Origin of the sequence: Desulfosalsimonas sp. (assembly GCF_046483245.1) — a bacterium.
Taxonomy (GTDB): Bacteria; Desulfobacterota; Desulfobacteria; order Desulfobacterales; family Desulfosalsimonadaceae; genus Desulfosalsimonas.
In genome coordinates this window covers 1-13,898 of sequence record NZ_JAWODO010000150.1, presented here as the reverse complement: position 1 = coordinate 13,898, position 13,898 = coordinate 1, and the positions used below count along the sequence as shown (strand labels likewise).

General features: G+C 55.2%; 14 protein-coding genes. 7 read left to right on the top strand and 7 right to left on the bottom strand.

The annotated features are described in order from the left end of the window. Window positions 1-154: 154 nt before the first annotated feature. Genes R6U41_RS13010 through R6U41_RS13000 form a run of 3 tightly spaced genes read right to left on the bottom strand, consistent with a single transcriptional unit; the run spans window position 155 to window position 3,980 of the window. Window positions 155-1,330, bottom strand: coding sequence for an Hsp70 family protein (locus R6U41_RS13010; RefSeq protein ID WP_410270271.1), 1,176 nt, complete (start codon window positions 1,328-1,330; stop codon window positions 155-157). A 2-nt stretch (window positions 1,331-1,332) separates the two neighbouring features. Then, on the bottom strand, window positions 1,333-3,135 hold the full coding sequence (locus R6U41_RS13005) for an Hsp70 family protein (RefSeq protein ID WP_410270270.1): 1,803 nt from the start codon (window positions 3,133-3,135) through the stop codon (window positions 1,333-1,335). Window positions 3,136-3,173: 38 nt separating this feature from the next. After that, window positions 3,174-3,980: a DUF2760 domain-containing protein gene (locus R6U41_RS13000; RefSeq protein WP_410270269.1), complete on the bottom strand. Its 807-nt coding sequence runs from the start codon at window positions 3,978-3,980 to the stop codon at window positions 3,174-3,176. 527 nt (window positions 3,981-4,507) lie between these two features. Between R6U41_RS13000 and R6U41_RS12995 the strand changes: the two genes are divergently transcribed. Then, entirely contained in the window at window positions 4,508-4,693 is a 186-nt protein-coding gene (locus tag R6U41_RS12995) for a hypothetical protein (RefSeq protein WP_410270268.1), read from the top strand. Window positions 4,694-4,977: 284 nt separating this feature from the next. On the opposite strand, the gene R6U41_RS12990 is transcribed toward R6U41_RS12995, so the two are convergent. Continuing rightward, a complete protein-coding gene (locus R6U41_RS12990; protein WP_410270267.1) occupies window positions 4,978-5,271 on the bottom strand; it encodes a ComEA family DNA-binding protein in 294 nt (97 codons plus the stop codon). Between the two features lie 386 nt (window positions 5,272-5,657). Here R6U41_RS12990 and R6U41_RS12985 point away from each other — a divergent pair, with 386 nt between their 5' ends. Beyond that, window positions 5,658-6,383 (top strand): metallophosphoesterase family protein, encoded by a 726-nt coding sequence (locus R6U41_RS12985; protein ID WP_410270266.1) that lies wholly within the window; start codon window positions 5,658-5,660, stop codon window positions 6,381-6,383. Window positions 6,384-6,396: 13 nt separating this feature from the next. On the opposite strand, the gene R6U41_RS12980 is transcribed toward R6U41_RS12985, so the two are convergent. Both R6U41_RS12980 and R6U41_RS12975 read right to left on the bottom strand, forming a co-directional pair. Beyond that, window positions 6,397-7,089: a LysM peptidoglycan-binding domain-containing protein gene (locus tag R6U41_RS12980; RefSeq protein WP_410270265.1), complete on the bottom strand. Its 693-nt coding sequence runs from the start codon at window positions 7,087-7,089 to the stop codon at window positions 6,397-6,399. Between the two features lie 43 nt (window positions 7,090-7,132). Further along, complete coding sequence (locus R6U41_RS12975; protein WP_410270264.1) at window positions 7,133-8,035, bottom strand: alpha/beta fold hydrolase; 903 nt, start codon at window positions 8,033-8,035, stop codon at window positions 7,133-7,135. Between the two features lie 112 nt (window positions 8,036-8,147). Between R6U41_RS12975 and R6U41_RS12970 the strand changes: the two genes are divergently transcribed. Genes R6U41_RS12970 through queC form a run of 5 tightly spaced genes read left to right on the top strand, consistent with a single transcriptional unit; the run spans window position 8,148 to window position 12,244 of the window. Next, on the top strand, window positions 8,148-8,399 hold the full coding sequence (locus R6U41_RS12970; protein WP_410270263.1) for a cytoplasmic protein: 252 nt from the start codon (window positions 8,148-8,150) through the stop codon (window positions 8,397-8,399). 32 nt (window positions 8,400-8,431) lie between these two features. After that, entirely contained in the window at window positions 8,432-9,640 is a 1,209-nt protein-coding gene (locus R6U41_RS12965) for an aminopeptidase (protein WP_410270262.1), read from the top strand. After that, entirely contained in the window at window positions 9,633-10,850 is a 1,218-nt protein-coding gene (manA, locus tag R6U41_RS12960; protein ID WP_410270261.1) for a mannose-6-phosphate isomerase, class I, read from the top strand. The genes R6U41_RS12965 and manA overlap by 8 nt, the downstream gene beginning before the upstream one ends. Next, a complete protein-coding gene (locus R6U41_RS12955; RefSeq protein WP_410270260.1) occupies window positions 10,847-11,521 on the top strand; it encodes a radical SAM protein in 675 nt (224 codons plus the stop codon). Before manA ends, R6U41_RS12955 begins: the two co-directional genes overlap by 4 nt. 18 nt (window positions 11,522-11,539) lie before the next feature. Further along, window positions 11,540-12,244, top strand: a complete 705-nt coding sequence (gene queC / locus R6U41_RS12950) for a 7-cyano-7-deazaguanine synthase QueC (protein WP_410270259.1) — start codon at window positions 11,540-11,542, stop codon at window positions 12,242-12,244. Window positions 12,245-12,267: 23 nt separating this feature from the next. Here queC and R6U41_RS12945 read toward each other — a convergent pair whose 3' ends face one another. Next, complete coding sequence (locus tag R6U41_RS12945; protein ID WP_410270272.1) at window positions 12,268-13,482, bottom strand: glycine/sarcosine/betaine reductase selenoprotein B family protein; 1,215 nt, start codon at window positions 13,480-13,482, stop codon at window positions 12,268-12,270. Window positions 13,483-13,898 lie beyond the last annotated feature (416 nt).

Below are 13,898 nucleotides of genomic sequence, written 5' to 3'. Positions count from 1 at the left end.
GGACTCCTCCTGTAAATCCCACACCCCAGCCTGGATCCCAAATCTCCATTGGTTTGTCGTAATCAAAGCTGGACCAAACTTCGGTTATCTTGATTACGACAAACCAATGGAGATTTGGGATCCAGGCTGGGGTGTGGGATTTACAGGAGGAGTCCTAATCACTATACCTGTGCTGTTCCAGAAACAGTCCGATGTGACGGGTGATGGCCGGATCAGATGCATAGGGCAGTCCGAATTCGGAAATAGCCTTGCGCCGGGTTTCGGTTTTTGGGGCGGCCTTTTCCACCAGGGGAAAGAAGCCTTCCAGAACGATTTGCTCCAGGCTTTCCCGTGTGATTTCCGCAGTCCGGGTGCCGCCGATCAGACTGCTGCCCTGCCCCACCATGGTAATGGTTTCCCGGTCCGTGCCCTGATTCAGGATATTTTCCTTGGCCCGGCGGCACAGATGACACAGGGTCTTCCAACGGTCACCGGTGAGATCGGCGCCTGAACCGAACTGTTGTTCCGCGTGCCGGGCCAGGGCCAGGTCGATGTTGTCTCCGCCCAGAATCAGATGTTCACCCACGGCAATGCGCTCAAATCTGGGCGTACCCCCGGTTTCCTGAAGGGTGATCAATGTCAGATCCGTGGTCCCCCCGCCCACGTCGCAGACGAGCACCAGCTCACCCGGGCGGATATGCTCCCGCCAGTTGTTTTCATGCAAAATCAGCCAGGAATAAAATGCCGCAAGGGGCTCTTCGAGCAAAATCACATCCACGAGCCCGGCGGTTTTGGCCGCCTCCAGGGTCAGGTCCCGGGCCACCTCGTCAAATGAGGCCGGCACGGTGATGATCAGAAACTGGTTTTCCAGGTACAGGGACTCGTCTGAAACGCTGTGGTTCCAGGCGCCTTTCAGGTGCTCCAGGTACCGGGCCGTGGCCTCCACCGGAGAGATCCGGGCCACGTCCCCGCCCGCGCCCCAGGGAAGGATCCGGGCACGGCGGTCTGCCTGGCCGTGGCAGAGCCAGCTTTTGGCAGAAGACACCAGGCGTCCGGGCACCCTGGCCCCGTGATCCCGGGCGAATGTTCCCACGAATGCGGAAGTTTCAGATTCCCGGCTCCAGGGCAGCCGGACGGCTTCAGCGTCAATGTCGTATTTGCCCGCAATATAGCAAAACGAAGGCAGCACGGACATGCGGTTGACTTCTCCGGCTGCCGTGAGCTGGGGGATGGAAAACAGGCGAATGCCTATGTTTTCGGATGTTTCGGCTTCAAGATCCACAAACGACAGGGCCGAATTTGTTGTGCCCAGGTCAATTCCGATAATATAGCGGGTTTGTTCAATATCCACGATCAATCCTGTTGCCGGACGTTAAACTCAAGTTTCCATCGTCTTTGGTCTTCCACGGACACGCACCACAGCTCAAGGGTGCCGATTTCCGTTGCTGCCGCTTCCAGGGTCACGCCCACGGTGGTGCCGGGCTCCCCGTCCAGGGTGGTCTCCAGGGTGGTGATCTCCTCGATCTGATCATGCCAGTCCTCCACTACAGCCCCGGCCGGATCAACCTGGCGCCGGACCGAACCAAAAAATTCAAATACCACGGGTTCGCCCACTACCAGCACGAATTCCTTTTCGGTGATGCGCGCAACAGTGCCTTCCTCCATGCCAAAGGGGGCAACGCACAGGGCCTTGACCGGCTGGGGCATGCCTGGAACCGCCGGCATGGCCGCAGCCACGCCGATATAATAGGATTTGTTAAGGCCTGCCCGGATCCGGATGCCCCGGCCGTGGCGTGCCTGGCCGTAATAGGCAGCTCCCCTGGCCACCGCCAGATCGTAATTTTCCGTGTTGATCTCCCGGATCCGGCCGGATGAATTGCTCCAGCTGTCCAGCACATCCCTGACCCGCTCCCGGATCAGAGGGGCCTTCATGACCCCGCCGTTGAACAAAACCGCATCCGGTGCGGCCATGGTCTCCTGCTGCCCCCGATCCCGGCCGGTTAAAAAGGCAGCCATGTGCCGGGTGACTGCGGGATCTGCTGCATAGACCAGCCCTGCCTCCCGCAGGCCGGTCCGGCGCTGTGTCCGGGGAAATTCATTTTCAGGGCATTTCGGAAAAAAACCGTCAATAATGACCCGGCTGATATCCTCTTCGGGCAGGTCCATTTTCAGGGTGTTGCCGATCAGGCTGCTGCCCCGGCCCAGTATGGTCACCGGCCATGTATCCCGGTCCTGGGAACCGGAAAATGCACCTTCCTTGGCGCTGCGGCAGGCATGCACCAGCCCGCGCATCTGCCAGGAATCCAGGCGGGTGCCGGATTCGGCCATTTTTGCGGCCACGTGATAGGCCAGGGCCAGATCCATGTTATCCCCGCCCACAAGCAGGTGCTCGCCCACGGCGATCCGATCCAGCACCAGCTCTCCCTGCTCCTCGGAAACCCGGATCAGGCTGAAATCCGTGGTGCCGCCACCGATATCGCAGATCAGCACGAGTTCGTCCTTTGCAACAGCCTTGCGCCAGTTTTCGCCGCTTACGTCGATCCAGGAATAAAATGCCGCCTGAGGTTCCTCTAACAGGGTTACCCGGGGCAATCCGGCCTGGTCCGCGGCCTGGACGGTCAGTTCCCGGGCCACGGCGTCAAAGGAGGCCGGCACGGTGAGATAAATTTCCTGGTTTTCCATGCGCATGGCAAAATTGTCCCATGCCATTTCGTAATTCCAGGCTTGGCGCAGATAGGCCAGCAGGGCCGATGATGCGGCCACAGGGGAGAGTTTTTCCACGTCATCGGCTGCCTCCCAGGGCAAAATGGCTGCGTTTCGGTCCACGGAAGTATTGCACAGCCAGGACTTGGACGAGGCAATGACACGTTGGGGCGCTTCTGCGGCCCGCATTCGGGCGTATTCGCCGATTACTACCCGGTTGTCCGGGTCCCAGGGCAGGGCAAACGCCCCATCCCCGGCTTCTCCATGGCCCGGCAGATAGATAAAAGAGGGCAGACCGGGCTGTTTTTCAATTGTGTGGGCGGCCGTGACCTGGGCAATCTCAAGGACCCGGACTTCCGGTGTCTGATCTTTTTCCGGTGTGGCCTCGGTATAGGCAACCACGCTGTTTGTGGTTCCCAGGTCAATGCCGATGATGTATGCCGGCTGATCCACTAACGGTCTCCTGCTGTTGAGATGATGCCAAAGCGATATTACTGGATTTCCACTTCCGCGGGGGCAATGATCAAAGCATCGCCGGTGGCCGAAAGCACGGGCAGTTCCAGGCGGCCGGCCCGCCAGCCCCGATGTCGGAGCACGCCGGAAAAGGGGGGATCGCCGGTGACATTGCCGGTAAGCTTGATGGCTGCCGGATCAAAACCGGCCGGAACGGTTATTTCCCGGCCCTCGGGCTTGTCGATCACAGCTGCCGGGGCTATGTTTTTTTTTACGGCACCGGCACAGTTTTCATGAATGCTGCGAACGGCCGCACCGATCTGCGCGTCCTGGTAGGCGCTTAAATCCTCATGAAAAAAATCCATCAGACGGCCCTGCCGCTGGAGCACGGATATCAGGTGCAGGTAATAGCGTTTGCTTTCTTCCCTTTGTTCCCGGCCGGCCGGCTCCCTGGCCGGTTTTTCATCACCCTGTTTTTCCCTCTTTTTTACCGGCGCAGGCTTTGCGGTTTCCCCGGATGCATCGGCAATCCCGGATTTGCGAATCACGCGTTTGAACCCGCCCCGGAGCACCAGCCACTGAATCAGGGTCATCAAAAGCATCAGCCCGGCCAGGGCCGGATAAAACCAGATCTGCACCAGATCCAATACCGGGGCGGTTTTCCGGGCCCATGCCTGCAGTTCCGGATTCCGACCGATCACTTCCAGGATATCAGCAGGACTTGCGGTGGCAAATACCAAGCGGGCTGAAAACCAGAGACCTGCGCCCAGAAGGCAGCCCAGCACCAGGTTGACTATAAACAGCCGCAGCAGAGTGCTGCGGGAAAGCGATGTGATCAGGTTCATGGGATATCTTTCTCCTGATTGGATTGATCCGGATTGGGCAATATTTTCAAACAAACCATAAACCAATATAATGAATCAGGACGCCAAAAAGTGTCAAGCTTCTTTTGCGGTCTTCCCACTCATCTCTCCTGAATTTTTCCAAGCTCTCATAAACGGATGACCCGATGGCCTGCCCGGGTTTGCGCATGAGGCAGTCCGGGCGCAGTTTACTTCCTGCTGACCGCTTGCGCGCTCAATGCGAATCGTAAACTACCCCCGGCCCGCCTCATGGCCAACAGCCTGCCACGGCAAAGAGGACAAAAACCAAAACCGATGGGTTTTTACTTTTTTGGACTTCTTCGGGAATTCTATCGGATTTTCCGGGATCTGCGCTGGATTTATGCAGACGCCCTGGCTTCCTGATACCCGCCACCTGGCGGCTGCGGATAATTTTTCTTGATGCGGCCTGATGCTGATGTTATTTTATCATAGACAAAGCAAACTGCGGTCAGACGCGCAATTACAAACTTTTCAGGAAACAGCCATAAATGATCATTATCCGGGACATATTTGATTTTGACATCGGGCACCTGGCAAAAAGCCCGTGCAGGGAATGCCAGTATCGCCAGAACCTGCCGGACTGCTCTGAGCAATGTGAGGTGCTCGACAATATCCAGACCATGCTGGCCCGGGCGATTTCCTGCACCGGTCGGCACCCCTTTCTTGAGTCATAGCCGGAATTCAGGCATTCACCAGTGATGGCACCGTAAAAAGTCTGATTTCAGATGGTGCCGTAAAAAGTTCAAGATCAAGGCTTTCGCAATTTCGAAGAATGCAGCGTACTTAGCCGTACGTGAAATTCTGAGAAATTGAGTGTAACGCAGATATTGGACTTTTTACGGCGCCATCACCAGTCAATAAAAAAATCCCGGGATTCATTCTCCCGGGATTTTTTTACAGACAACGGTGCAGCCGGCCTACGAGATTTATCCTGATGGCGGATCAGCTTTTCGGGACCTTATCCAGAAGATGATACAATCACCTGATCCGCGATTGTTTCCAGGGTTTTGGGGCCGATCCCCCTGACTTCCAACAATTGTTCTGCACTTGTAAACGACCCGTTTTTCTCACGATAGTCCACGATCCGTTCCGCAATGGCCGGCCCGATTCCCTTGAGCTGTGTGAGTTGCTCAGGGCCGGCCGTATTGATGTTGATTTTTTCCCCGGCGCCTGCAGTTTGCCATGCACCCAGAATCCCGAGCAGTAAAAACAGAACCAGAATCGCTTTTATCCTCCGTTTTTGCAGAATCATTTCATACCCCCTTTTTTATGGTTGTCAGTTCCTGCACTGATGCCGCCTGCCCCAAAAGAATAGCCAAAAAAGTGAATCAATAGAGAAAAAAAAGCAATTACAAAACTCTGACAATTTATTTTCAAAGTCAACAATTTTTTTAAAAAATATTTTTTTGAGGAATAACTATTTCAAATAGCTCAAAAGAATTGGCATGTTTTCACACAAGCAGCAGATGTTCAGGTATCGGGGGGGGACAGGGTTGTCATAAAAAGGGACATGGGAAAGCAAACAGGTCAAGACGGCCAAATCAGCTGTTTTCCATATAATCGTTTACAAGCCGCCGGCAAAATTGCTAATGTCCTTTCAAATCAATCATGCACAACGGCCAACAGGTATCCGGATCAATGAAACTCGCTGTTATTTCAGATATTCATGGCAATGCCGCAGCTTTTCGGGAAGTGCTTAAAGACACTGAAAAGGCAGGTATCTCCACCATTTACTGCCTGGGTGACAGCATCGGCTACGGACCGGAACCCGATGAGGCCATCCGGATGGTGCGGGAACGCAGCATATTGTCCATCCTGGGCAACCACGAACTGGCTGTCAATCAGCCCGGGTATCTGGACTGGTTCAATCCCATTGCCCGGATTTCCCTGGAAAAAACCATGACCATGCTCTCCCGGGAATCTCTGGACTACATCGCAGCCCTGCCCTTTTTTCTCACAGGACACAACTGTCGGTTTGTCCACGGCTTTCCCCCGGACTCGGCCACCACCTATCTGTTTGAGGCCGATCCGGAACAGGTGGATGCGGCCATGACAGAGGCCGAGGAACCGATCTGCTTTGTGGGTCACACCCACGAACTGATGATCGTCACCCATGACGGCCGCGAGGTTTCCAGGCGTCCACTGAAGCGCGAAACCATAATGCTTGATACCGGCTGCCGGTATATTATCAATGTGGGCAGCGTGGGCCAGCCCAGGGATGGCACCAACCATGCGAAGTACGTGATTTTCGACGACCAGGCCCTTGAACTCGAAGTTCGGTTCGTGGAGTACAATGTCACGGAAACCATTGACAAAATATACGCGGCAGGGCTTCCGGAACAGCACGCCTGGCGGCTTTCTTAATTTTGTTCCAAATTTAAGGCGATACAGTCAGCTTGTCTCCGGGATGAATCACGGAATCCTCAGTCAAGCCGTTTATTTCCAGCAGGATTTTGAGCTCGATATCGTGCTGTCGGGCAATGGAATACAGGGTATCGTCGTCTTTGACCGTATATTGCTTCTTTTTGGCTGATTCAGGCTCGAGTTCGGGCTCAGGCTCGGACTTTGGTGCAGGTTCCGATGTTTCAGCCGCTGCCGCGGCCTCTTTGACTGCCTGCTCAGCGGCCTGGATTTCCTTTTCCAGTTTTTCTGCTCTGTCGCTGAGCGCCTCGACCTGTCTTACCAGTGAATCAAGAACCAGGCCCTGCTCGTCGAGCTGCTCATGCACTTGCTGGACGCCTCCCATGAGCTGGTCGTGATTGGCGGTAACCCGGGATTGCAAATCCGCCAGCGTTGCCTGCAGGCGCAGATTCCCGGATGAATCGTCAGCTTTCGGCAGCTGCTCCGCCGAACCGAGATTGATACTTTTCCGGGATGTTTGCGCCTGACGCTGATCCGTACCGCCGGTATAAAAGGAAATCAGCAGGATCAAAAAAATCGCCGCCCCGCCTCCGGCCAAAAGAATCAGCAGGAGCTTGCGCCCGGCCGGCAAACGCCGCCGCTGCTGATGCAGCAGGGATTCAGGCGCTTCTTCATATTCTTCATACCGGGAATCATTGCCGTAGTCCATGGTGGTTTTCCTTTCATCTGACGGTTAAATGATCAAAAAAATTTCAGCAGCCTGCAAATCGGTCAAAGGCCTGCCAGAACACCTGCTGGCAGGCATCGGTTTCTTTCAGGATTTCATGCCTGGCGCCCTGGATTTTCACAAGCCGGCAGCAGGGCAGACGCTTACAGATCCGTTGGTGGGCCCGGGTGTCCACAACCCGGTCCCGGGTCCCGGATGCCAGAAGCACCGGGGTTTTGACAGCCTCCACATACCCGGGGGCAGCCAGACAATCAATAGCGTCAAACGCGGCAGCCGCCCACCCGTAGGTCACGCCGCCAAGGGCCAGATCCGGATTTTTCCGCACTTCCCGGATTTCATCCAAAAATCGTTCCGGATCCCCGGTCAGGTCATTTCCCCGAAACCGTCCGGGCTTAAACGAATAATCACCGGCACCCGGAATATATTGCTCAGCGCGACCGGCCCGAACCGCCCTTTGCACAAGTTTTCGGGTCAATCCCCGGGGAAAGGGAAGCGTGTGGATATCAAACATGGGTGAAACCAACACAGCCCGGTCAAAAAATCCGGGATTTTCGCGCAGGTACTGCATGCCGATGTTGCCGCCCATGGAATGGGCCAGCAGGATTTTGGGCAAAGCCGGTTCAGGCTTTGCAATCCGGGTCACAAACGCATTGAGGTCGTTTACATAGTCGGCAAAGCTTCGCACAAATCCCTTGTGCGGGTTGTCCAGCATCCTGGAAGAAAGCCCCTGGCCCCGCCAGTCAAAGGAATATACGGCAAAACCCCCCTTCTGCAGCCCTGTGATGGTTTCCCGGTTTTTTTCCAGAAACTCGGCCCGGCCGGAAAGGTAAACCACTGAAGCCCGTGGCAAAGCCGATTCCGGGCGCCAGATGTCGTAACGGATTTTCAGGCCGTCATGGGTGGTAAAAAAGCAACCTTCCGGGTGCATGCAATCATCCACACAGTCTTGAGCCGGCTTGACCCGGCCGATGTTTTCCAATATGATAAAGAAATCAAAAAATGAATACAACAGATTACCATCAACATGCAGGGGAAGCCAAATGAAAAAATACTTCCATCAATTCGTGGAAACCTGTGAAGATCTGCTTACCTTTGGATGGGACCGGCCCACGGATGAGCAGACCCTGATCTGCTACTTGCAGATGTTCTCCGATGATCAGCTGATCCAAACCCTGGCCGGCAGAATGAGTGATGCGGAAATCAAAGAGGTTTACAATCTCATCAATCGGCTGCTCAAAACCCACTTAAAGGATTCTGAGTACCACCGGCTTTTTCTTAAAGAAGAGCATTGAATAAAAAATATAACTTTCTGAAAAAAATAAATATGAATTTTAAAAAACAGCATATTGAACGTTATGCCGACATCCTGTTATGGGGCCTAAAAACCGCACGGCACGGCCGCAGAAAAAAAAGCGACATTATTTTGCTGCGATATGATCCCGCGGCCCTGCCCCTGGCGGAAAAATTATACGAAAAACTGCTCAAAGCCGGCCGGCATCCCATTCAGCGGATGATGCAGACCTGCCCCATGGAACAGAAATTTTATGAAATCGCAAACAACCGGCAGCTGACCTTTATCCCTCCTGGGGAAAAGGAACTGCTGGAGAACCTCAACGGCAGCATTGTGCTGCTGGCCCCGGAATCCATCACTCATTTGTCCCATATTGATCCCGGAGCCATTGCAAAGTTTACAAAAGCCAGAAAACCGCTTCGAAATATTCTTGACCGCAGGGAGGAAACCGGTGATTTCAGCTGGACCCTGGCCATGTACCCCACCCCGGCGCTGGCCCATCACGCGGGCATATCCATTGAGGATTATACCCGGCAGGTTATCAGGGCATGTTTTTTAAACCGCAAAGACCCGGTGGCTCATTGGGAATCGGTCTTTCGACGGGCCCGATCCATCAAACAATGGTTAAACCGGCTGTCCATACGGCGTCTCCATGTGGAGTCCGAAAAAGTGGACCTGGAAATCACCCCGGGCCAGATGCGTCAGTGGATCGGAATTTCCGGCCATAATATCCCCAGCTTTGAAATCTTTCTGTCCCCGGACTGGCGCGGCACCCGGGGGGTGTATACGGCGGATCAGCCCACTTACCGGAGCGGAAACCGGGTGGAAGGCATCCGTCTGGAATTTGACAAGGGCCGTGTGATCCATGCCCAGGCCGAAATCGGGGAGGCCTTTTTGTGCAATCAGCTTCAAATGGATTCAGGCGCGGACAAGGTCGGGGAGTTTTCCCTGACAGACCGGCGGTTTTCCAAAATTGACCGGTTTATGGCCAACACCCTGTATGACGAAAATTACGGGGGATCTTACGGTAACTGCCACATCGCCCTGGGCAGCGCCTATTCCGACACCTATGCCGGAGACCCCGCCAACCTGACCCCGTATGCGAAAAAGCAGCTTGGTTTCAATGATTCGGCCCTGCACTGGGATCTGGTCAATACGGAAAAAAAACGGGTGACCGCCCATCTTGCAGACAGGGGAAAAACAGTGATCTATGAAAACGGGCAGTTTCAGCACAATGGATAAAACAGATTTTTTCACCCGTCCCTTATTGCTGGAAAATCCGGTCCAGAAATATGCCTGGGGCTCGGCAACAGCTATCCAGAAAATTCTGGGCGCAGAGCCAGACGGCCGCACGCCCTGGGCTGAACTCTGGATGGGGGCCCATCCCAAAGCGCCCTCCATGGTCCATGTCAATGGCCAGCAGGTACCCTTAAACGAGTTGATCCGGGATCATCCCCGGGCCTTTCTGGGTGCTGACACGGAAGCGGCATACAGCAACACCCTGCCCTATTTGTTTAAGGTCCTGGCCGCCAGCCAGCCCCTTTCCATCCAGGCGCATCCGGATGCCCGGCAGGCCAGGGAAGGATTTAAACGGGAAAATGAGCAGCAAATCCCCATTGACGCTCCTCACCGCAATTACCGGGACTCCTGGCCCAAGCCTGAACTCATCTGCGCCATTGAGCCTTTCGGTGCCCTGATCGGATTTCGCAGCCCGGAGATGATCTGCAGCCTTGGCCGGCGGTTTTTTCCAAAAAGCCTGGAGCGCCCGCTGCAGGCCCTGGAAACCCGGCCGGATGCATCCGGCATCCGCGCCTTTTTCCATGAATTGATGATCATGGAACAAATTCACCGGGCTGAAGTGATCCATGAGGCCCTGGCCAACGCCAGGATCAGCGATACCCCAGAAGGCTACTGGATTGACAGGCTTCACCAGAGCTATCCCGGGGATACGGGTGTACTGGCCCCGGTTTTTCTCAATCTTCTGGAAATTCCCCCGGGACGGGCCGTGTTTCTGACCCCGGGAATCCTGCACGCCTATTTGTACGGCACAGGCATGGAAATCATGGCCAATTCCGACAATGTGCTGCGCGGCGGGCTCACGGCCAAGCATGTGGATGTGGCTGAGCTTTTAAGCGCGCTGGAATTTGCACCATCCTTTCCAAACCCGGCAGCCCCGGAAAAAATGGATTCTGCAGAGCAGCGATTTGCAGCACCGGCGGATGAATTCGGCCTTTCCGTGATCCGCCTTGACCCGGATACCCGGTATTGCTCCCCCAAAGAGCACAGCGCAGACATTTTGTTTTGCCTGGACGGTCAGGCGGAAATACGCAAAAACAAAACAGATACCCGCCTGGATCTTGGCCAGGGGCGGGCTGCAATCGTGCCGGCAGCCGCAGGAGCCTATGAAATCGTAGGCCGCGGGAAGCTATGGAAAGCCGGAGTCCCGCAATGAACTCCCTTTGCGGACAGAAACAGCCGGCTGCGCTTCGGGTCAATGAAATTTTTTACAGCATCCAGGGCGAATCCCTTTATATGGGCCGGCCCTGCGTTTTTGTGCGCCTGACCGGATGTAACCTGCGATGCACCTATTGTGATACCGGTTATGCCTACACACAAGGCCGGTCCATGGACATCGCGCAAATTCTTTCCAGGGCCGGGACCCATGGCGTCAATCTGGTGGAGATCACCGGCGGCGAGCCCCTGATGCAGCCCGGCACAGCGGCCCTGGCCGAAGCCCTACTTGCAAAAGGTTTTGAGGTGATGATTGAGACAAACGGCACCTATCCCATTGACCTGGTGCCGGATGCGTGCATGCGGATCATGGACATCAAGTGCCCGGCAAGCGGGGAAAGCTGCAAAACCGATTTTGACAACCTCAACCGCCTGAAGGGAAACGACCAGGTCAAATTTGTAATCTGCGACCGCAAGGACTATGATTACGCCCGCCATATCCTTAAGCATTACTGGTCCGGCCGGCCGCCGGTGCCGGTTTTGATTTCACCGGCCGCCGGCCGGCTGGCGCCGGCCACTGCAGCGGCCTGGATTCTCGAAGACCGGCTGGATGTGCGGCTGCATCTGCAGCTCCACAAAATTCTGTGGTCAAATGAACAACGCGGGGTATAGAATCACAGGAGGTATGAAATGGAAGACCAGCCCCGGGCAGTGGTGCTTTTAAGCGGCGGGCTTGATTCGGCCACCACCCTTGCCGTTGCCCGCCATCAGGGGTTTTGCTGCCACACCCTAAGCTTTGACTACGGCCAGCGCCATTATCATGAACTGGCGGCATCTGAAAGCATTTCCCGGGTTCTGGGAGCTAAAGAACACCACGTGATGCGCCTGGACATGCGCGACATCGGCGGTTCTGCCCTGACTTCGGACATGGCCGTGCCGCCCGGCAACTCAGGCGGACAGGCCGAATCGGATATCCCGATCACCTACGTGCCCGCGCGCAATACCATTTTTCTTTCCGTGGCCCTGGCATGGGCCGAAGCCCGGCGGGCCGCCGACATCTTTATCGGCGTGAATGCAGTGGACTATTCCGGTTATCCGGACTGCCGGCCTGAATATCTTGCAGCCTTTGAGGCCATGGCCAATCTGGCCACCAAAATGGCCGTCCAGGAAAACATCGTCGTGCGCATCAATGCCCCCCTGCTTTATCTGAAAAAATCAGAAATCATCCAAAAAGGTATGGCCCTGGGTGTGGACTACAGCCTGACCCTCTCCTGCTATGACCCCACACCCGGCGGCCTGGCCTGCGGCCGGTGCGATTCCTGCCACCTGCGGCAGAAGGGTTTTACGGATGCGGGAGTCCCGGACCCCACGCTGTATGCACCAGGCCCGAAATAAAAACCGGCCGCATCCGGCCATTCTCACCAGCCCATGGGCACCAGAAACGCTTTTCCGGTCATCTTAAGGGATTTGTCCGGCTCGGTTTTGCACTTTTCGCTCACCGAACGGATCAGATGGCCCGCCGCGGTCTGTGTCCAGAACCAGCGGGCAAACTCCCGGCTCGTGGGCGGGGTCGTGCCCGGCTGATGGCTGGCTGCCTCGTAATAAAAGGTTTTCAGGTCCTGAACAGCAAGCCGGATGGCCACAGCCAGGGTCATTTCCGGAGCCCCGGGCTCCGGCGATTTATCCAGCAGATAATCACAAAGCAGGTCCGCGGCGGCATCCGGTTCAAAATTGGCCACAGCCGTACGGTTTTGCTCATTGCGGCGTTTGTCGTACCAGGGCATCAGCTCGGTCATTTCCCGGCGCAGGGCGGAAACCTCTTTTTCCGGATGGGTTTGAGCTTGGTCAGGGCCTGAGAAACTGATTGGACAGGACCATGCCTCTTGTGCCGTATCGGAATCATCTGCTCCAACCGGTGCTTCCTCTAGAAAATCAACCAGCACAGGTCCGGACCCGGCATTTAAAAGCTCCAGGGCCGAAACCAGCACTTTTTTCTGAAAAGTCGGATCATTGGGCACACCCAGGGGGCGGCCCAGGTCAAATGGCACCCACAGGGAACGGGGGGGATGGATTTTTTCCGTGTGCTCCCGGATCAGGCTGATCTGGGTGGTGGCAATGCCTTTGGCTTCCAGGCAATGGGCCAGCGCGCCCACGGCGCGCGTGCAAAACGGTCAGACCGGGATCAGAAGGGCGGCATCCACATTGTCGCCTTTGAGCAGGCCGGCCAGATTTTCCGCAGAAGGCGCCATTTTCGAAGGATCAGCAGCGCCCATGAAGGAATAATGAAAATCAGCCACACTGCCGATGCGGTTTTCATCAGCCAGCTGCCGGAGCCGGTCAATGGGAAAAACCACGTTCCAGTCCTGCTGAAAACCGGTGCGGTCAAAATTGGTGGAAATATGGGTCATGACCAGATCCTCTGCGCGGCTGGTGCCGTCGATCACCCGAAAGTCGCCGTCCATGCCCCCAAAGGGGCGGTCGCCCCGGCGATGAAGCCCGGCCGTGGAAATCAGTGCGATTCGCTGATTTGCCAGTTCCGGGACATTGACCCAGGGCGTTTGATCAAACTGCGGACAGGGCAAGTCGGCAATGTGGGAACGCATGGGTTCAGCCAAATTTTCAAGTCGCGCCATCATGTCCTCTTCTTTACAATAATTACGTAATTGTATATTTTTATGCCAGTTTTATTTCAGTTTTGCACAGTGTTTGTATGATGGCCTGGCTTTTTTATTTTCCATGATTTATAGAATAACCATACTTTCACGTTATTGTCAAATCAAAAATTTTTCCGGCTAGTTGACATCCCTGTCAATGACTGCCATATTTGGATCAAATAAAGGTCTCCCTCCAGTTTAACCTTATTCGCCCGTAAAAAAAACAGGGCAGGAGAACATAAATGCAAAAACCCAAACCCTGGCTGCTGGGTCTGCTGGCAGTGCTCGTCATTCTTGCTGTTGCCTATGTGGGCTTTTATTTTCTGTACCTGGATTTCCTGGTGGATTATTGGTGGTTTGATTCCCTGGGCTACGGGTGGTATTTTTTCCAGCGG